17 protein-coding genes are annotated in these 17,702 nt (G+C 70.0%); 10 read left to right on the forward strand and 7 right to left on the reverse strand.

Features of this window, described 5'->3' with window-relative positions:
* The first annotated feature begins 479 nt into the window (after nt 1-479).
* Nucleotides 480-1,253, forward strand: a complete 774-nt coding sequence (locus AABM36_RS01030) for a hypothetical protein (protein ID WP_208547327.1) — start codon at nt 480-482, stop codon at nt 1,251-1,253.
* A gap of 127 nt (nt 1,254-1,380) precedes the next feature.
* Here AABM36_RS01030 and rraA read toward each other — a convergent pair whose 3' ends face one another.
* Both rraA and AABM36_RS01040 read right to left on the reverse strand, forming a co-directional pair.
* Entirely contained in the window at nt 1,381-1,848 is a 468-nt protein-coding gene (gene rraA, locus AABM36_RS01035) for a ribonuclease E activity regulator RraA (RefSeq protein WP_135010695.1), read from the reverse strand.
* Between the two features lie 145 nt (nt 1,849-1,993).
* Nucleotides 1,994-3,466 (reverse strand): helix-turn-helix domain-containing protein, encoded by a 1,473-nt coding sequence (locus tag AABM36_RS01040; protein WP_019309854.1) that lies wholly within the window; start codon nt 3,464-3,466, stop codon nt 1,994-1,996.
* 446 nt (nt 3,467-3,912) lie between these two features.
* Between AABM36_RS01040 and aceA the strand changes: the two genes are divergently transcribed.
* Complete coding sequence (gene aceA / locus AABM36_RS01045; RefSeq protein ID WP_039101611.1) at nt 3,913-5,199, forward strand: isocitrate lyase; 1,287 nt, start codon at nt 3,913-3,915, stop codon at nt 5,197-5,199.
* A 288-nt stretch (nt 5,200-5,487) separates the two neighbouring features.
* Here aceA and AABM36_RS01050 read toward each other — a convergent pair whose 3' ends face one another.
* A complete protein-coding gene (locus AABM36_RS01050; RefSeq protein ID WP_019309852.1) occupies nt 5,488-5,973 on the reverse strand; it encodes a hotdog fold thioesterase in 486 nt (161 codons plus the stop codon).
* A 257-nt stretch (nt 5,974-6,230) separates the two neighbouring features.
* Between AABM36_RS01050 and paaZ the strand changes: the two genes are divergently transcribed.
* Complete coding sequence (gene paaZ, locus AABM36_RS01055) at nt 6,231-8,345, forward strand: phenylacetic acid degradation bifunctional protein PaaZ (RefSeq protein ID WP_423446785.1); 2,115 nt, start codon at nt 6,231-6,233, stop codon at nt 8,343-8,345.
* A 139-nt stretch (nt 8,346-8,484) separates the two neighbouring features.
* Here paaZ and AABM36_RS01060 read toward each other — a convergent pair whose 3' ends face one another.
* The 4 genes from AABM36_RS01060 to AABM36_RS01075 form a co-directional block, all read right to left on the reverse strand.
* Nucleotides 8,485-8,898, reverse strand: a complete 414-nt coding sequence (locus AABM36_RS01060) for a GNAT family N-acetyltransferase (RefSeq protein WP_070637030.1) — start codon at nt 8,896-8,898, stop codon at nt 8,485-8,487.
* A gap of 49 nt (nt 8,899-8,947) precedes the next feature.
* Nucleotides 8,948-9,568 carry a TetR/AcrR family transcriptional regulator gene (locus AABM36_RS01065; protein WP_070637031.1) on the reverse strand — a complete coding sequence of 207 codons (621 nt, stop codon included), beginning with the start codon at nt 9,566-9,568 and terminating at the stop codon, nt 8,948-8,950.
* A gap of 97 nt (nt 9,569-9,665) precedes the next feature.
* Nucleotides 9,666-11,003: a phenylacetate--CoA ligase family protein gene (locus AABM36_RS01070; protein ID WP_423446788.1), complete on the reverse strand. Its 1,338-nt coding sequence runs from the start codon at nt 11,001-11,003 to the stop codon at nt 9,666-9,668.
* Nucleotides 11,004-11,008: 5 nt separating this feature from the next.
* Nucleotides 11,009-11,419 (reverse strand): PaaI family thioesterase, encoded by a 411-nt coding sequence (locus AABM36_RS01075; protein ID WP_070637032.1) that lies wholly within the window; start codon nt 11,417-11,419, stop codon nt 11,009-11,011.
* A gap of 244 nt (nt 11,420-11,663) precedes the next feature.
* Here AABM36_RS01075 and paaA point away from each other — a divergent pair, with 244 nt between their 5' ends.
* The 7 genes from paaA to AABM36_RS01110 all read left to right on the forward strand — a co-directional run bounded on the left by paaA (nt 11,664) and on the right by AABM36_RS01110 (nt 17,633).
* Entirely contained in the window at nt 11,664-12,716 is a 1,053-nt protein-coding gene (gene paaA, locus AABM36_RS01080) for a 1,2-phenylacetyl-CoA epoxidase subunit PaaA (protein WP_070637033.1), read from the forward strand.
* A 2-nt stretch (nt 12,717-12,718) separates the two neighbouring features.
* Entirely contained in the window at nt 12,719-13,015 is a 297-nt protein-coding gene (gene paaB, locus AABM36_RS01085) for a 1,2-phenylacetyl-CoA epoxidase subunit PaaB (protein WP_012397288.1), read from the forward strand.
* On the forward strand, nt 13,012-13,848 hold the full coding sequence (gene paaC / locus AABM36_RS01090; protein WP_423446791.1) for a 1,2-phenylacetyl-CoA epoxidase subunit PaaC: 837 nt from the start codon (nt 13,012-13,014) through the stop codon (nt 13,846-13,848). Before paaB ends, paaC begins: the two co-directional genes overlap by 4 nt.
* Nucleotides 13,849-13,898: 50 nt before the next feature.
* The gene (gene paaD, locus AABM36_RS01095; RefSeq protein ID WP_082019307.1) at nt 13,899-14,435 is read left to right on the forward strand and encodes a 1,2-phenylacetyl-CoA epoxidase subunit PaaD; all 537 of its coding nucleotides are present in this window, start codon (nt 13,899-13,901) and stop codon (nt 14,433-14,435) included.
* 2 nt (nt 14,436-14,437) lie between these two features.
* A complete protein-coding gene (gene paaE, locus AABM36_RS01100; RefSeq protein ID WP_257744967.1) occupies nt 14,438-15,637 on the forward strand; it encodes a 1,2-phenylacetyl-CoA epoxidase subunit PaaE in 1,200 nt (399 codons plus the stop codon).
* A 224-nt stretch (nt 15,638-15,861) separates the two neighbouring features.
* Entirely contained in the window at nt 15,862-16,635 is a 774-nt protein-coding gene (locus AABM36_RS01105) for an enoyl-CoA hydratase/isomerase family protein (RefSeq protein ID WP_019309840.1), read from the forward strand.
* Nucleotides 16,636-16,781: 146 nt separating this feature from the next.
* Nucleotides 16,782-17,633 (forward strand): formate/nitrite transporter family protein, encoded by an 852-nt coding sequence (locus AABM36_RS01110; RefSeq protein WP_035885136.1) that lies wholly within the window; start codon nt 16,782-16,784, stop codon nt 17,631-17,633.
* The last annotated feature ends 69 nt before the right edge of the window (nt 17,634-17,702 follow it).

Raw genomic sequence — 17,702 nt, forward strand, 5'->3', positions numbered from 1 at the left:
CGGAGCTTCCGGGTGGCGGGCATTTTCCTGTCACGATTCGATCACAAACGGTTGCACACGCAAATCTCGTGCTTCAGGGTGGAGCATGTCCCACCTGAAGGATCCGGGCCCCCACCCGGAGGGGAGAAAGGGGCCGGCGCCGGTGTTGGGAACCGGCGCGGGGAGATGGGGGGAGAACCGGGGTTGGGACCCGGAGGGGACGAAGACGAGCGGCTCGCACAGCAGTGCGTGGGCCGCTCGTTCTCGATCCCGGGCCGCCCACCTCCAGGGCCGCCCGCGCTGCGTCACCCACCAGGACACCCGAGCTGCAGGCCTTGGACTCCCGCCCGAGGGTGCCGGGACGATCGGGCGCGAGCGCACGGAGCAGGAGCGAGGCGGGCGACGGTCACGATTGCATCACAGGTGTTGCTATTGCAAACACCACGTCGCAGGGTGGAGGTGTTGGCAATCGCAGGTGATCCATCCGCAAGGTGAGAACCATGAACAGCCATAAGCTCAAGATCGTGACCGCAGCCGCCGTGGCCGTCCCGCTCCTCGTGGGGTGCGGGCAGGGCGGGGAGTCCGCCGAGGCGAGCAGCCCGGCCGCGTCGCAGACCCAGGCCGCAACGGCGTCGTCCGCACCGGCCAGTCCCGCCGCCACGACCGGCGGGGGCGACGCCGCCGGCTCGCCCGCAGCCAGCGCCGCGCCCTCCACGAGCGGAGCACCCGGCTCCGGTTCCGCTCTGCCGGCCGTGAAGGATCCGTGCGCCGGTGTCTGCGAGGAGACCGCCCGCGTGAAGGTCCAGCACCCCACGTTCGGTCCCATGGAGATCGTGTCCTACACGCTGACCACCGTGCCGGACACCGCCCCGCAGGGGAAGCGGCCCAGCTACGCCGTCTACCAGAACGGGCAGTCCGTGGGATACGCCTCCTCCCCGGAGAAGACCACCGCCGTCTCGTTCGGCGCCGAACCCATGATCGGCGACCAGCTGTGGGAGGTGGACCCCAAGAGTCCCGTGGACAAGTACGGCAACGTCTACTTCTCGGACAGCATGGGTGTCACCGTGATCAGCCCCACGGAGAAGGGCTACGACTCCCACGGCACGCTGCCCGGGTCGGAGAAGTCTCAGTACCCGTTCGAGCAGGCTGGCGTGACGATCGACGCCGCCGGGAAACCCACCGTGACTCAGAAGGTCGTGGGCTCGGACGGCGTTCTCACCGGGGAGACCGTGCAGTGGACGTGGAACGGGTCCGCGTTCGTGGCCCAGAAGTAGCGCCCACACCCCTGGCAGGCAACGCCTGACCAGCGACAGGAGAGGAGCGGTCCCGCTGCGGCGGGTCCGCTCCTCTCGTCTGCCGGATCCCCGGTGGGCCGCCCCCTGCCCCGCGCCGGCTCGGGCGTCAGCGTTCCACGAGGATCCCGTCCTCGTCCGCCCACAGGGTCTTGCCGGGCCGGAAGGTCACGCCGCCGAAGTTGAGGATCACGTCCGTCTCTCCGAAGTCGTTGGGCGAGGACTTGCGGGGGTTGGTGCCCAGCGCCTTGACGCCGATCTCCAGGGTGCCGAGCTCCACACGGTCCCGCACGGGGGCGTTGATCACCAGTCCGGCCCAGCCGTTCTGCATGGCGGTGCGTGCCACGTTGTCCCCCAGCAGCGCGCAGTTCATGGAGCCCTGCCCGTCCACCACGAGCACGGCACCCTCACCCGGGGTCGCCACCAGCTTCTTGACGTCCACGTTGGACTCGAAGCACCGCACCGTGCGGATGGGGCCGGTGAACTGGTGCACACCCCCCACCGAGATGAACTGGGTGGTCACGGACTGCAGCTCGTCGCCGCGCTCGTCGTAGAGGTCGCACGTGGAGATGGTCATGGGACTGGCCTTTCGTCGCGGACGGGGCCGCGCGGCGTCGTCGCCCCCGGAGTGGCCCGGGTGCGATGGACCCGACGGCGCCCCGGGACGGAACACGCACGGGCCGCGGACGGCAGGCTACGCGGCAGTAGGAATGTGATGGAGGTTACGCGAGGTCCTCGTCCAGTTCAACGGCGGGCGCGTGGCGCTGCAGGAACCGGAAGACCTCCGTCTCGTCCACTCCGGGGAACGCTCCGGCGGGCATGGCCGCGAGCATGTGGGTGGCCGGACGCGCCGAGGGCCAGGCCTGCCCCTCCCACTGGTCCGCGAGCGCCGGGGAGGGCTGCTGGCAGCACGCGGGGTCCGGGCACGTGGAGGTGCGCCGGTAGGAGGTGGCGCGGCCACGGAACCACTTGACGTGCTCGTAGGGCACCCCGAAGGAGATGGAGAACTCGCCGTGCTCGGAGCCCTCCACACGCGCCGAGCACCAGTACGTGCCGTGGGGGGTGTCCGTGTACTGGAAGTGGGACAGCAGCCGGTTGGTGCCCGAAAACGCCTGGCGGGCGGAGAAGAACCGGCACGCTCGCTGACCCTCCACGGCTCCGCTGTGGTCCGTGGGGAACTGCAGGCCGTCGTTCTGCCACGCCTTGTGGATGATCCCGGAGGAGTGCACCTTCTCGAAGTGCGTGGGGATGTCGAAGTGGTGGGTCATCAGGTTGGTCATCCGGTGCGCGGCGGTCTCGTGGGACACCGCGAACGCGTCCCGGAGGTCGTCCACGGACAGCTCCCGCTGAGACTTGGCGCGGGCCAGCAGGTCCACCGCGGATGCCTCCGGGATCATCAGCGCCGCGGCGAAGTAGTTGGTCTCAACGCGCTGCTCCAGGAACTCGCCGTAGTCCGCGGGCCGGCGGTGCTCCAGCAGGTGGTGCCCCACGGCCTGCAGCAGCACGGACCACGGGGAGCCCGCCCCGGCGGAGGTGGGCAGGTAGAACCGCCGGTTGCGCAGGTCCGTGACGGAGCGCGTGGAGTGCGGCAGGTCCGGAACCTGGTGGATCTCGAAGCCCACGTGCTCCACGAGCCGGGAGATGTGGTGCTCGGACAGCGGCCCGCCCGTGTGCTTGATCGCGGCCAGCAGCTCCGCGGCCATGGTCTCGATGCGCTCGAAGTAGTTGTTCACACCCTGCATCCGCGCGCGCAGCTGGGTGTTGGCGCGCCGGGCCTCCTCCGGGGTGGCGGCCTGCTCCTCCAGCCGCTGGCCGAGCTGCTGCTGCAGGGCGGCGAGCGCCTCGAGCGTCTCGGTGCTCATCCCCGGACCCACGCGCACGGTGGGCAGCCCGAGGGCCGCGTACATGGGCCCGCGCTGCACCCGCTCCACCTGGATCTCCAGCTCCATGCGGCGGGACGGCGCCTTGGACCCGAGCAGCTGCTCCACACCCATGTCCAGCGCACCGGCCAGGGCCGAGAGGGTGCTGAGCTTGGGCTCGCGCTTGCCGTTCTCGATCAGGGACAGCGCACTGGGTGCCATGCCCACGGTGCGCGCGAGCTCCTCCAGGGTGATCCGCAGTCGCTTGCGGCGGTACCGGATGCGGCGCCCCAGCACGATCGGGTCCGTGGGGTCCCCCGCCTCCTCCGGCGGCACCGGGGACGGCGTCCGTCTGCTCGCCCCGGTTCCCGCTCCGGCGCGTGAGCCCCGCAGGGCATCGCGGCCCCCGGAGGACGACGCCGCCGCGCCGGGTGCCGCGCGTTCGGCACCCCTGCCGTCCCGGCCAGTGGCGGCCGCCGAGGGGGTCCGCGACCCCGCGGTGCCGCGCGCGGCGGGGGCCCTCCGCCCGTCGGTGTCCGCGGGGGTGCGACCGGTTGTGGAGGGGGAGGGAGCGGCGTCGACGGTGCGGCGCCGCCTGCGGGGGCCTGTGGTAGGGGTCATACCCCGAGTTTAGAACCAATTTTCCCAGGCGTGAAGAAATGCGGTTCTTCACTCGCAAAACCCCTTTGCAGGGGTGCAGATCGCGGCAAAAGTAGAACTCATCAAGTTACCCGGGCGGAACTTCCCCGTACCGCCGGGACGACCGATCGAAGGAGACCGAGATGAGCAGCGAGAACAGCAACCTCCGCAGCGCCGCCGAGCTGGCCCGCGACTGGGAGGAGAACCCCCGCTGGGCGGGCGTGACCCGTGACTACGCCCCCGAGGAGGTCCTGCGTCTGCAGGGCTCCTTTCGAGAAGAGCACACCAACGCCCGGCGCGGCGCGGAGCGACTCTGGCACCTGCTCAACTCGGAGGATTACATCAATGCTCTGGGCGCTCTGACCGGCAACCAGGCGGTCCAGCAGGTCAAGGCCGGGCTCAAGGCCATCTACCTCTCCGGCTGGCAGGTGGCCGGTGACGCCAACCTGGCGGGCCAGACCTACCCGGACCAGTCCCTCTACCCCGCGAACTCCGTTCCGCAGGTGGTGCGCCGGATCAACAACGCGCTCAAGCGCGCGGACCAGATCGAGCACGCCGAGGACGTCCACACCGTGGAGAACTGGATGGCGCCGATCGTCGCGGACGCGGAGGCCGGCTTCGGCGGACCGCTCAACGCGTTCGAGCTCATGAAGTCCATGATCGATGCGGGCGCGGCCGGCGTGCACTGGGAGGACCAGCTGGCCTCCGAGAAGAAGTGCGGCCACCTGGGCGGCAAGGTGCTGATCCCCACCCAGCAGCATGTGCGCACCCTCAACGCGGCACGCCTGGCGGCGGACGTGGAGGACGTCCCCAGCATCATCATCGCCCGCACGGACGCCGAGGCCGCCACGCTGATCACCTCGGACGTGGACGAGCAGGACGCCGAGTTCATCACCGGCGAGCGCACCGCGGAGGGCTTCTACAAGGTCCGCAACGGCATCGAGCCCTGCATCGCCCGCGCCAAGGCGTACGCCCCGTACTCGGACCTCATCTGGATGGAGACCGGCACGCCCGACCTCGAGCTCGCCAAGCAGTTCGCGGAGGCCGTCCACGAGGAGTTCCCGGACCAGATGCTGGCGTACAACTGCTCGCCGTCCTTCAACTGGAAGAAGCACCTGGACGACGACACCATCGCCAAGTTCCAGCGCGAGCTCGCCGCCATGGGCTACCGCTTCCAGTTCATCACCCTGGCGGGCTTCCACGCCCTGAACTACTCCATGTTCGACCTGGCCCACGGCTACGCCCGCAACCAGATGAGCGCCTACGTGGACCTGCAGGAGCGCGAGTTCGCCGCCGAGGAGCGCGGCTACACCGCCACCAAGCACCAGCGCGAGGTGGGCACCGGCTACTTCGACCTGGTGTCCCAGGTGGTCAACCCGAACTCCTCGACCATCGCTCTCAAGGGCTCCACCGAGAGCGCCCAGTTCTGAGCCGCCCAGCGGCCACGGACTGAACCGGACCCGCGGGGGTCGCAGCACGGTCATTGGGGCCTTTGACTTCGCACCCGGACCCCCGCGTTCACCCCGTCCGCACCGAGGGGCTCCTCAGCCCTCCCGCGGACGACGAACCGCCCCGGCACCGCAACCCTGCGGCGCCGGGGCGGCTCTGTGCGTGCAGGCGCGCCGCCCCGGGCCGGCGGCGACGACCGGGTGCGGCCGGGAACTGCCCACGGTGACCCGTCGGCCGCCCCAGGTCCCGCGCGCACTCTGAGCCACAGCTCAGGAGCTCGGCGCGTCCTTGAGGAAGTTGGTGATCCGCACCGTGCACAGCCGGCGGCCGGTGTCGATGTGCGTGATGACCACCTCGTGGCTGGTCATGGTGCGGCCCAGGCGAATGGCCGTGGCCACCCCGCGCACCCGCCCGCTCGTGGCGGAGGCGTGGTGGGTGGCGTTGATGTCCACGCCCACGGCCACCTTGCCCATGGTGGAGCCGTGGATCACCGCGGCCCACGAGCCCAGCATCTCCCCGAGCGCCACGGACGCACCGCCGTGCAGCAGTCCCAGCGACTGCCGGTTGCCCTCCACGGGCATGGTCGCCACGATCCGCTCGGCGGACTGCTCCTCCACCTCCACGCCCATCTTCCGGTCCAGCTCGCCCAGCTCGATGCTCCAGGGGTCGAACGCCCTGCCCTTCTGCTCGTCCGACGACGCCGCGCGCCGCTCGTTCTCCACGCGTGCGTCCGCGGGGGTGGGGTCCTCGTGCATGTCTGCTCCTCGTGTCGTGGGGGCACGACGCCGTCCGGGTGCGCTCGCTGCGCACGGCGGCCGAGCGGCGTCGTGGGCCAGGCGGGCCCGTGCTGCAGCGGGCGGCGGCCCAGTGCGGTCCGGGACCGGCGGTCCCGTGGTGCTGTGAGGCGTGGGCCCGGGTGACGGCCATGGTGTGCCTGTGTGACCTAGGTTATCCTGGGGGCAATACTGACCGATCGTTCGGCTAACGGCCGCGACAGTCCGGAGGACCCCGCGTGAGCACCCAGAACCAGGCAACCGACACCCCGCAGCCGCAGATCCTGCCCAGCTTCGTCAAGGGTGAGTGGTGGCGCCCGGAGGACCCGCAGAAGGTCGCGGACGTGCGCAACGCCGCCACCGGCGAGCTCGTGGCGCGCGTGAGCACGGACGGGATCGACACCGCCGGTGCCGTGGAGTACGCGCGCACCGTGGGCCAGACCTCCCTGGGGGCCCTGCGGATCCACGACCGCGCGCTGATCCTCAAGCAGCTGGCCCAGTACCTCGGCGAGCACAAGGAGGAGCTGTACGAGATCTCCGACGCCACGGGAGCCACGGCCAAGGACCACCTGATCGACATCGACGGCGGCATCGGCACGCTGTTCACGTTCTCCTCCAAGGGGCGCCGCGAGCTGCCGAACTCCAACGTGGTCGTGGACGGCGCCGTGGAGCAGCTCTCCCGGGACGGTTCGTTCCTGGGCGAGCACATCTACACCCGGCTGCCCGGCGTGGCCGTGCAGATCAACGCGTTCAACTTCCCCGTGTGGGGCATGCTCGAGAAGTTCGCGCCCGCGTTCATCGCCGGGGTGCCCACCATCGTGAAGCCCGCCACCCCCACCGGGTACGTGACCGAGGCGTGCGTGCGGCTCATGCTGGACTCGGGACTGCTGCCGGAGGGCTCGCTGCAGCTGATCTCCGGCTCCGCCCGGGACCTTCTGGACCACCTGGACGCCCGCGACCACGTGGCCTTCACCGGTTCCGCCGCCACCGCGCGGTCCCTGCGCGCGCACAGCCACGTGCAGGAGAAGGGCGTGCGCTTCACCGCGGAGACCGACTCCCTCAACGCCGCCGTCATGGCCCCGGACGTCACCGAGGACTCCCCCGAGTTCGAGGCGTTCGTGAAGTCCGTGGTCCTGGAGATCACCGCCAAGGCCGGTCAGAAGTGCACCGCAGTGCGCCGGGTGATCGTGCCGCAGGAGATCAAGCCGGCCGTGGTCGCGGCGCTGCAGGAGCGCGTCGCTCAGCGCGGCGTGGTGGGCGATCCCCGGGACCCCGCCACCACCGTGGGCCCGCTCGCGTCCGAGGACCAGGCCTCCGAGGTGCTGCGCTCCGTGCGCACCCTGATCGACGCCGGCGCCACGGTGGAGCTGGGCGGACCCGAGGAGCTGTCCTCCGTGCCCCAGGACGGCGCGTTCTTCCCGGTCACCCTGCTCTCGTTCGACGACGCCCGCACCCCCGCCGTGCACGAGGTCGAGGCGTTCGGCCCGGTCACCTCCGTGCTCGGCTACTCGGGTGACGTGGCGGACGCCGTGGAGATCGCCGCCCTGGGTGGCGGTTCCCTGGTGGCCACCGTGTGCACCCACTCCCCCGAGCTCGCGGCGCAGTTCGCGTCCGGGATCGGTGCGCACCACGGGCGCGTGCTGTTCCTGGACCGCGACGACGCCAGGACCTCCACCGGTCACGGCTCGCCCGTGCCCCACCTGGTGCACGGCGGACCCGGCCGTGCCGGCGGTGGCGAGGAGCTGGGCGGCGTGCGCGCCGTGAAGCACTACATGCAGCGCACCGCCGTGCAGGGCTCCCCGGACCTGCTCACCGGGATCACCGGTCAGTGGCACTGGGGCGCCACCGCGAACACCGTGACCCGCGAGGACGTGGAGAACGGCACGGGCGAGCACCCCTTCCGCAAGTCCCTCCAAACCCTGCGGATCGGGGACCAGTTCGTCTCGGACCTGCGCACCGTGAAGCTTGAGGACATCCTGGAGTTCGCGGAGAAGACCGGGGACACGTTCTACGCGCACACGGACGAGGAGGCCGCCACGGCCAACCCGTTCTTCCCGCGCCGCGTGGCCCACGGCTACCTGCTGGTCTCCTGGGCCGCCGGACTGTTCGTGGAGCCCGCCCCGGGGCCCGTGCTCGCCAACTACGGGCTGGAGAACCTGCGCTTCATCACCCCGGTGACCTACGACGACGCCATCCGCGTGACCCTGACCGCCAAGAAGATCACCCCGCGTGTGACGGACGAGTACGGCGAAGTGGCGTGGGATGCCCGGCTGACCAACCAGAAGGACGAGATCGTGGCCACCTACGACGTCCTGACCCTGGTGGCCAAGCAGTGGCCCGTGCCGGAGGCCTGAGCCCCGGCGCAGGTTCCGCCGACACCCCGGACCGCACCTGAACGTTGAGGCCCCGCGACGACGCGTCGCGGGGCCTCGGTGTGTGCCGACGGCCGTCGCGCGTGCACTGCCGGGCAGCGTTCCTGGCGGGCTGGCCCGCTCAGCGCATGATCGCGAGCGTGGTGCAGCCCAGGTCCGCGGTGGGGCGGAAGCCCAGGGAGCGGTAGAGCTTCACCACGTGACGGTTCCAGAGGGGATCGTCCGTGGTGATGTAGACCTGGCGGATGTGCGCTGTCTCGGCCAGCACCTCGGTGAGCAGCGCGCGTCCGATGCCCTGGCGCTGGTGCGCCGGGTGCACCAGAAGGTCCTGGATGTAGGCAACCGTCACACCGTCGCCCACGACCCGGACCAGGCCCACCAGCTCCCCCGCGTCCCATGCGGAGATGACCAGCCACGCGTTGCGGATCATGGGCCCGAAGTCCTCGGGGCGCCGCGTGTAGGAGCTCCACCCCACGGCGTCGTACAGACCGATCAGCTCGGCGGGGTCGAAATCTCGGGAACGGGAGATGTCCATGAGCTCACCCTAGGCGGGTGCGGGCACCTGCCCTCGGTGGGAGCGCCGGCTACGCCCGCAGGCCCGCGAAGACCATGGTCACCACGGTCGCGGCCAGCTGGTCCACCGTCCCGGAGCGCCCGGGCTGGTACCAGTCCACGATCGAGTTGACCATCCCCAGCATGAGGCGCGGCGCGGACTTCCCGGAGATGTCCGAGCGCAGCTCGCCCAGCTCCTGGGCCTCACGCACCAGGTCCTCCAGGTTGCGGGTCAGGGTACGACGCCGCTGCAGCGCCGCCTCCTCGACCTCCGAGTTCCCGCGCAGCCGCAGCAGCAGCGTCACGTAGGGCATCTGCGCCACGAGCACCCGCACGGAGCCGTCGAGGATCCGCTCGAGCTTGACCACGGGACCGCTGTCGCTCGCGAGCACCTCCGCGAACACCGCCTCGAGGGCGTCCAGGGCGCGGTCCAGGGCCTGCCCCAGGATCTCCTCCTTGGACTCCACGTGGTGGTAGATCGCGGACTTGGAGATCCCCAGGTGCTTGGACAGCATCCCCATGGACGTGGCGTCGTAGCCGTAGCGGTTGAACACGTCCACGCACACGGCCAGCAGGGTCTCGCGGTCGTAGCCGGGACGGCCGCGCCGGGGTGCGGCAGCGGCGTCGTCGGCGGTGGTGCGTTCGGGGGACATGGGCGTGGGCCTCGATCTTCCGGGGGACGGGATGTTCAGGTTACCGGTTCGTCACCTGGCTCCCGCCCCCACGGAGGACCGGCGGCAGGGCGGAGAACTACTTGTCGCGACGGTCGTACACGCGGCGCAGCTTGCCCGAGGAGCGCTCCAGGGTACCGGGCTCCGCGATGTCGATGGCCGCGCTGGAGCCGATTTTGGTCTTGATCTCGTGCTGCAGCACGCGCCCGGCCTCCTGGGCCTCCTCCACCGTGGCGTCCTCGCGGCGCTCGATGTGGATGGTCATCTGGTCCATGCGGTGAGGCCGGGTGATCTCCAGCGTGAAGTGCGGGGACAGCGCCGGGATCTTCAGCGCGAGCTCCTCGATCTGGGACGGGAACAGGTTCACGCCGCGCAGGATGATCATGTCGTCCGAACGCCCCGTGATGCGGCCCATGCGGCGGTGCCCGGGGCGCGCGGTGCCCGGGAGCAGGCGGGTGAGGTCGTGGGTGCGGTAGCGGATGATCGGCAGCGCCTGCTTGGTCAGCGCTGTGAACACCAGCTCACCGGGGCGGCCCGTGGGCAGCACGGTGTCGTCGAACGGGTCGATGATCTCCGGGCGGAAGTGGTCCTCCCAGATGTGCGAGCCGTCCTTGGTCTCGAAGGACTCGCCGGCCACGCCGGGGCCCATGACCTCGGACAGCCCGTAGATGTCGCACGCGGTGATGTCGAAGGTCTTCTCGATCTCGTGGCGCATCTCCTCGGTCCACGGCTCCGCGCCCAGCACGGCGTGCTTGAGGGACGTCTCCCGCGGGTCGAAGCCCAGCTTGCGGAACCCGTCCGCGATCGTGAGCAGGTAGGTGGGCGTGGAGAGGATGGCCTCGGGGTCGAAGTCCCGGATCAGCTGCACCTGCTTCTCGGTCTGCCCGCCGGACATCGGGATCACCGCGCACCCCAGGCGCTCGGCGCCGTAGTGGGCGCCCAGGCCGCCGGTGAACAGGCCGTAGCCGTACGCGTTGTGCACCTTGTCCCCGGGCTTGATCCCGGACATCCGGAAGCAGCGGGCCACCAGGGAGCCCCACGTGAGGAGGTCCTCCTCGGTGTAGGCCACCACGGTGGGCTGACCGGTGGTGCCCGAGGACGCGTGGATCCGGCGGATCTCGGACATGGGCGTGGCGAAGGACTTGAACGGGTAGGCCTTCCGCAGGAACTCCTTGTCCGTGTACGGGAACTTGGCCAGGTCCTCCAGATCGCGGAAGTCGTCCGGGTGCACACCGTGCTCGTCGAAGAGCTCTTTGTACGCGGGGACGTTCTCGTACGCGTAGTGCAGAGTCCAGTTCAGCCGCTCGGTCTGCAGGGCCTCGATCTGGTCCCGGCTCATCAGCTCCTCCGGATCCGGCTGGGACGGATCCTGGGAGGCCTCGGGGCGGTACGGGTTGGGGACGGAGCACGACGTCATGGGATTCACGCTTTCTGGCGAAGGGGCACGGTGCGGCTGCGGCCGCGGAACTGGGCGATCACGTCCCCGTCCTGGGTGGTGACGGTGATGTCGCACAGGCCGCTGCGTCCGGTGGTGGCGATCTGGCGGCCCTCCGCCACCAGGGTCTGCCCGGGCTGTGCGGAGCTGAGGAAGTTGATGTCCACACCCTGCGCCACCGTCATGGAGGTGCCGTCAGGGTCGGGGTCGTTGCAGGTCATGGCGAAGCAGGAGTCGGCCAGGGCGAAGATCATGCCGCCGTGGGCGATCCCGAAGCCGTTGAGCATCTCGTCACGCACAACCATGGAGATCACGCAGTGGCCAGGGTCAGCACGCTGCACGGTGATGCCCAGCCACTCGGAGGCGCGATCCCCCGTGAGCACCGGATGATGTGGCACCGGGGAGCTCCTTCCGATTTTCAGAACGATCGGTCAGTAGACAACCGCGAATTGTGACGTGTGTCAACAAGTCTGCGCTCCGTTGCAGCGCCGCCACCGTTGACGCACCCCCTGACCGAGGGCGAAAAATGTGTTGACGGCCACACCGGGGGTCTATATTCTGAACGAGCGGTCAGTTATTATCGTCGGCAGCGTACAGAGTTCATCCTCCGCTCCCATCTCACCCGTGAACCGAGGACACACCATGACTGAGCAGACCACCACTGCGGACCAGGCGGCCACCACCGCCGAGCAGCAGCACTTCGACCACCTCATCAGCGAGGACTCCCGCGTGGAGCCCCGCGACTGGATGCCCGAGGCCTACCGGAAGAGCCTGACCCGCCAGGTCTCCCAGCACGCGCACTCCGAGATCATCGGCATGCAGCCGGAGGCCAACTGGATCACCCGCGCCCCGAGCCTCAAGCGCAAGGCCGTGCTGATGGCCAAGGTCCAGGACGAGGCCGGCCACGGGCTGTACCTCTACTCCGCCGCGGAGACCCTGGGCACCCCGCGCTCCGTGCTCAACGAGCAGCTGCTCAGCGGCAAGGCCAAGTACTCCTCGATCTTCAACTACCCGGCCCGCACGTGGGCCGACATGGGTGCGATCGGCTGGCTCGTGGACGGCGCCGCGATCTGCAACCAGGTCCCGCTGTGCCGCGCCTCCTATGGGCCGTACGGCCGCGCGATGGTGCGCATCTGCAAGGAGGAGTCCTTCCACCAGCGCCAGGGCTGGGAGATCCTCTACGAGCTCTCCCACGGCACCGAGGCCCAGAAGCAGATGGCGCAGGACGCCGTGAACCGCTTCTACGGCCCCGCTCTCCAGATGTTCGGCCCCCCGGACGCCGACTCCCCCAACTCCCAGCAGTCCATGGAGTGGAACATCAAGCGCTTCTCCAACGACGAGCTGCGCCAGCGCTTCGTGGACATGATCGTCCCGCAGGCCGAGGCCCTGGGCCTGACCCTGCCGGACCCGGACCTCAAGTGGAACGAGGAGCGCGGGCACTACGACTACGGCCAGCTGGACTGGAACGAGTTCATGTCCGTGATCAAGGGCTCCGGGCCCTGCAACGTCCAGCGCATGAAGCGCCGCCGCGAGGCGCACGCCAACGGCGCGTGGGTGCGCGAGGCCGCCGAGGCCTACGCCCAGCGGCAGGCCCGCGAGACCGCGGAGGCTGCGGCAGCGGCGTCGTCGGCCGAGGCGAACGAGGACTTCACCGTCATGGCGGGGCGCGGCTCCGCCGAGCTGATCGGAGCGTGAGCATGAGCGAGAACCAGAACGGCAACTGGCCCCTGTGGGAGGTCTTCGTGCGCTCCTCGCGCGGGCTGTCCCACGTGCACGCGGGCTCGCTGCACGCCCCGGACGCCACCATGGCCGTGCGCAACGCGCGTGACCTCTACACGCGGCGCAACGAGGGCACGAGCGTGTGGGTGGTCCCCGCGGACGCGATCACCGCCTCGGACCCGGACTCCAAGGGCGGCTACTTCGAGTCCGCGCAGGGCAAGAGCTACCGCCACGCCACGTACTACACCAAGAGCGAAGGGGTGAAGCACCTGTGAGCGCCTTCGCCTCCCACGACTCCGCCACCAAGCAGTCCGCGGGCGTCGCCATCACCGCCGAGGACATTGCGGAGACCGGCGGCAGGGCTCCCGAGGCCGTGGCCCAGTACGCGCTGCGGCTCGGCGACGACGCCCTGATGCTGTCCCAGCGTCTGGGCTGGTGGATCTCGCGGGCACCCGAGCTCGAGGAGGACATCGCGCTGGGCAACATCGCCCTGGACCTCATCGGCCACGCGCGCTTCCTGCTGACCTACGCGGGCTCCGCGTGGGGCAAGACCGAGGACGAGCTCGCGTACTTCCGCAACGAGGAGGAGTTCCGCTCCGTGCGCCTCGTGGAGCAGGAGAACGGGGACTTCGGCCAGACCATCGCGCGTCAGCTGCTGTTCTCCTTCTACCAGTACGAGCTCTACTCCGCGCTGCAGTCCTCCACGGACCAGACCCTGGCCGCGATCGCGGACAAGGCCCTCAAGGAGGTGGAGTACCACCAGGACCACGCGGCCCAGTGGATCCTGCGCCTGGGCCTCGGCACCGAGGAGTCCAAGCGGCGCATCCAGGACGGGCTCTACTACATGTGGCCCTACCTGGACGAGCTGTTCGCGGACGAGCCGCTGCACGACGAGCTCGAGGGCGTGGCCGTGCGCCCCTCCACGCTGCGCGAGCGGACCATGGACCGCGTGACCGCGCTGCTGGCCAAGGCCGAGCTCGAGGTCCCCAACGTGGCCCAGGCCCGGCTGTCCGCGGAGCCCCGCGACGGCGCCTACTCCGAGTACCGCGGGTACATCCTCGCCGAGATGCAGTGGCTCGCCCGCCAGCATCCCGGCGCCACGTGGTGAGTTCCGTGTTCTCCCGCGTTCCGCCCCGTTCCCTGCCGCCCACCGGTGGCGTGGCACCCCGTGAAGTCCCCCTGGGGCCCTCGCGGCGCCCGGACGACCCGGCCGACGCCGCCCTGTGGGACGTCGCGGCCACCGTGTGCGACCCCGAGATCCCCGTGCTCACGCTCGAGGACCTCGGGGTGCTGCGGGACGCCGTGGCCGGGGAGGACGAGACGGTGGTGGTCATCACCCCCACCTACTCCGGGTGCCCCGCCATGGACACCATGGCCGCGGACCTCGAGGCGGCCGTGACCGCCGCCGGCTACGAGAACGTGCGCGTGGTGCAGGTGCTGCGCCCGGCGTGGACCACGGACTGGATGTCCGCCGAGGGCCGCGCCAAGCTCAACGAGTACGGCATCGCACCGCCCACCGGGCGCACTGCCGCCGGTCACAACTCCGGGCCCGTGCGGTTGAGCCTGGCCGTGAAGTGCCCGCGCTGCGAGTCCCTGCGCACCCACGAGATGACCCGCTTCGGGTCCACGTCCTGCAAGGCCCTGTGGGTCTGCGACGACTGCAAAGAACCCTTCGACTACTTCAAGGTGCACTGATCATGAGCGAAACCGCGGACACCTCCACGCTGGAGGACGCCACCGAAGCCAGCGCGGGCGGCGGCAAGCGCCGTGCCGTGTTCAACACCCTCACGGTCTCCGAGGTGCGCAAGCTGACCTCCGACTCCGTGGAGGTCACGTTCGACGTGCCCGAGGACCTCGTGGCGGACTACGACTACCTCCCGGGTCAGTACGTGGCCATCCGCGCGCAGATCAACGGCCACGAGGTGCGCCGGTCCTACTCCATCTGCGCCGACCCCACCCCCGGTGAGATCCGCGTGGCCATCAAGAAGGACATGGGCGGCGTGTTCTCCACGTGGGCCAACGAGCAGCTGGCCGCCGGTGACACCCTGGACGTGATGAACCCGCAGGGCGCGTTCACCTCCAAGGTCAACATCACCTCCATGAACGATCCCGAGAAACTGGCCGAGAAGGAGGTGGCCAAGAAGCGCAACGTGCACCTGGTGGCCTTCGCCGCCGGTTCCGGGATCACCCCCATCATGGCGATCGCCCGCGCCCTGCTGCGCGTCTCGGACACCGCCCAGATGGACGTGATCTACGCGAACCGCTCCTCCATGGACGTGATGTTCGCCGAAGAGCTGGGTGACCTCAAGGACAAGTACCCCGCGCGCCTGGCCGTGCACCACGTGCTGTCCCGCGAGCAGCGGATCTCGCCGCTGATGTCCGGGCGGATCGACCACGACAAGCTCGAGGAGCTGCTGGACCGCGTGATCCAGGTGGACTCCGCGGACGAGTGGTTCCTGTGCGGCCCGTTCGAGCTCGTGCAGCTGTGCCGGGACGTCCTCAAGGAGCGAGGCGTGGACGAGTCCCGCGTCCGCTTCGAGCTGTTCACCACGGGCAAGCCCACCGCTCCCCAGGGCCAGCAGGGCCGCCCGGTCGTGGCGGACCCCAAGGGCGAGAACTACACAATCGTCTTCAACCTGGACGGCACCTCCGCCCAGGTGGAATCCCCCAAGTCCGCCGCGGAGACCGTGCTCAACGCCGCTCTGCGCGTGCGCCCGGACGTCCCCTTCGCGTGCGCGGGTGGGGTGTGCGGCACCTGCCGCGCCAAGGTCACCAAGGGCGAGTTCGAGATGGACGAGAACTTCGCGCTCGAGAAGGACGAGGTGGACGCCGGCTACGTGCTCACGTGCCAGACCCGCCCCACCTCGGACGAGCTGCGCGTGGACTTCGACGCCTGACCCACTCCCCTGACGACGACGCCGCGCTGGGCCCCAGGCGGCGTCGTCGCCGTACCTGCCGGCTCGCGTGGGGCGCGCACCGTGCGGACGCGGCGCGCATGCGGCGGCGCGGTGCCGGTGCGTGGGCCCGCTGGGCCAGGACGACAATGACGCCCCCGTCAGCCGCTGCGCACTGTGCCCCGCCGAGACCCCGGACACGAGACCCGAACCCCGAGGAGAACACCGTGATCGACCTGACCATCGAGGACGAGATCGCCCACGTGGTGCTCAACGCACCCGAGAAGATGAACTCGCTGGACGAGTCCGCGCTGCACGAGTTGACGGATGCCTACACCGAGGCGGAGGCGGCCGGTGTGCGGGCGCTGCTGCTCACGGGTGAGGGCAGGGGTTTCTGCGCAGGCCGGGACATCTCCGGGGTGGATCCGGCCACGGACGACACCGAGGGCTACCTCACCGGGACCCTCCAGCCGTTGCTGCAGCGGATGTCCTCGTTCCCCGCGCCCACGTTCGCGGCGGTGCAGGGGGCGTGCCTGGGTGTGGGGCTGGGCCTGGCGATTGCCACGGACGTGGTCTACGTGGCGGAGAACGCCAAGATCGGCTCACCCTTCGCGAACCTGGGGGCCACGCTGGACTCCGGCGGGCACGCACTGTTCACCGAGCGGCTCGGCGCCCACCGCACGCTGGACCTCATCTACACTGCGGAGCTCATGAACGGCGCGGAGGCCGTGGCGTCCGGGCTGTTCTCCCGCGCGGTGCCCGCGGAGGAGCTCATGGACTTCACGCTCACGCGGGTGCGCCGTGCCGCCGGCGGGGCCACGCAGGCGTTCGTGGCGTCCAAGGAACTCGTGGCACAGATCCGGGACCAACGGATCGGGCTGTGGGAGTCCATGGCCGCGGAGAACGCCGCGCAGACCGCGCTGTGCGCCACGTCCGACTACCGTGAGGGCTTCAAGGCGTTCCAGGAGAAGCGAAAGCCCGAGTTCACCGGCAGGGGCTGAGCAGGGCACCCGTGGACGCCCTGCTGCATTTGCTCCGCTAGTGCACAAATCCGGCGCCCATACTGCGTTTGCTCCGCTAATGCACGCCGTGCGCGGTGGCGCGGGCGCGCGCACCGGGGTCTTCCCCGTGCCCTACGCTGAACCCCATGGCCGCCACCCGAGACAGTGAGACCGCACGGCGTTCCTCGGGGCGCACGGACCAGCCCCTCGAGGACGAGCTGGTCGAGGAGTTCAAGAACACCGTCCAGGAGGGCACGGACCGGTTGCACCGCACATGGCGGGCGCTGGTCGTCACGGGGCTGTTCGGCGGGATCGACGTGGGGCTCGGGATCATGGCCATGCTCGCCGTCATGGACGCCACCGGCTCCAAGCTGCTGGCCGGAACGGCGTTCGGGATCGGTCTGCTGGCCCTGCGCCTGGCCCACTCGGAGCTGTTCACGGAGGACTTCCTGCTGCCCATCAACGCGGTGGTGGCCGGCCACGGCTCGTGGTGGGCGCTGCTGCGGCTGTGGGTCGTGACCCTGGTGACCAACCTGGTGGGCGGGTGGGCTTTCATGTGGGTGGTGGTTGCCGCGTTCCCCGATTTCTCCACCACGCTCGTGGAGGTGGCCACCGGGTACGTCTCGGACGGGTTCGGCACGGAGACCGTGTGCCTCGCCCTGCTGGCCGGTTCCACCATCACCCTGATGACGCGAATGCAGCAGGGTACCAACAGCGACATGATGACCGCCGTGATCTCCCTGATCGGCGGTTTCCTGGTGGTGGGCCTCGGCATGCTCCACGGAGCGCTGAACTCGATCGTGATCTTCGGAGCCATGCACGCCGGGTGGGACTACTCCTACCTGGACTGGCTCGGGTGGTTCGCGTGGGTCATCCCGTTCAACATGCTGGGCGGACTCGTGATCATCTCGCTGCCCCGCCTGGTCCGCACCTGGGAGCTGCTCATGGCCGAGCGACGCGGCGAGAAGATCTCGGACGCGGAGCCCGCAGACGAGTGACGGGCCGGACGGGTTTAGCCGTCCGCAGATTCACCCCGCCACCCGTGGAGCCGCACAGCACTGGTGGTT

Origin of the sequence: Kocuria sp. KSNUG (assembly GCF_049532735.1) — a bacterium.
In the GTDB taxonomy this organism is placed as follows: domain Bacteria; phylum Actinomycetota; class Actinomycetes; order Actinomycetales; family Micrococcaceae; genus Kocuria; species Kocuria rhizophila.

Excerpts from the sequence above, each read along its gene's own strand:
- AABM36_RS01065 (WP_070637031.1), bottom strand. The coding sequence starts at position 9,568 with ATGTCCCCCGAACGCACCACCGCCGACGACGCCGCTGCCGCACCCCGG.
- aceA (WP_039101611.1), top strand. The coding sequence starts at position 3,913 with ATGAGCAGCGAGAACAGCAACCTCCGCAGCGCCGCCGAGCTGGCCCGC.
- paaE (WP_257744967.1), top strand. The coding sequence starts at position 14,438 with ATGAGCGAAACCGCGGACACCTCCACGCTGGAGGACGCCACCGAAGCC.
- AABM36_RS01070 (WP_423446788.1), bottom strand. The coding sequence starts at position 11,003 with ATGACGTCGTGCTCCGTCCCCAACCCGTACCGCCCCGAGGCCTCCCAG.
- AABM36_RS01050 (WP_019309852.1), bottom strand. The coding sequence starts at position 5,973 with ATGCACGAGGACCCCACCCCCGCGGACGCACGCGTGGAGAACGAGCGG.
- paaA (WP_070637033.1), top strand. The coding sequence starts at position 11,664 with ATGACTGAGCAGACCACCACTGCGGACCAGGCGGCCACCACCGCCGAG.
- rraA (WP_135010695.1), bottom strand. The coding sequence starts at position 1,848 with ATGACCATCTCCACGTGCGACCTCTACGACGAGCGCGGCGACGAGCTG.
- AABM36_RS01110 (WP_035885136.1), top strand. The coding sequence starts at position 16,782 with ATGGCCGCCACCCGAGACAGTGAGACCGCACGGCGTTCCTCGGGGCGC.
- paaB (WP_012397288.1), top strand. The coding sequence starts at position 12,719 with ATGAGCGAGAACCAGAACGGCAACTGGCCCCTGTGGGAGGTCTTCGTG.
- AABM36_RS01060 (WP_070637030.1), bottom strand. The coding sequence starts at position 8,898 with ATGGACATCTCCCGTTCCCGAGATTTCGACCCCGCCGAGCTGATCGGT.
- AABM36_RS01030 (WP_208547327.1), top strand. The coding sequence starts at position 480 with ATGAACAGCCATAAGCTCAAGATCGTGACCGCAGCCGCCGTGGCCGTC.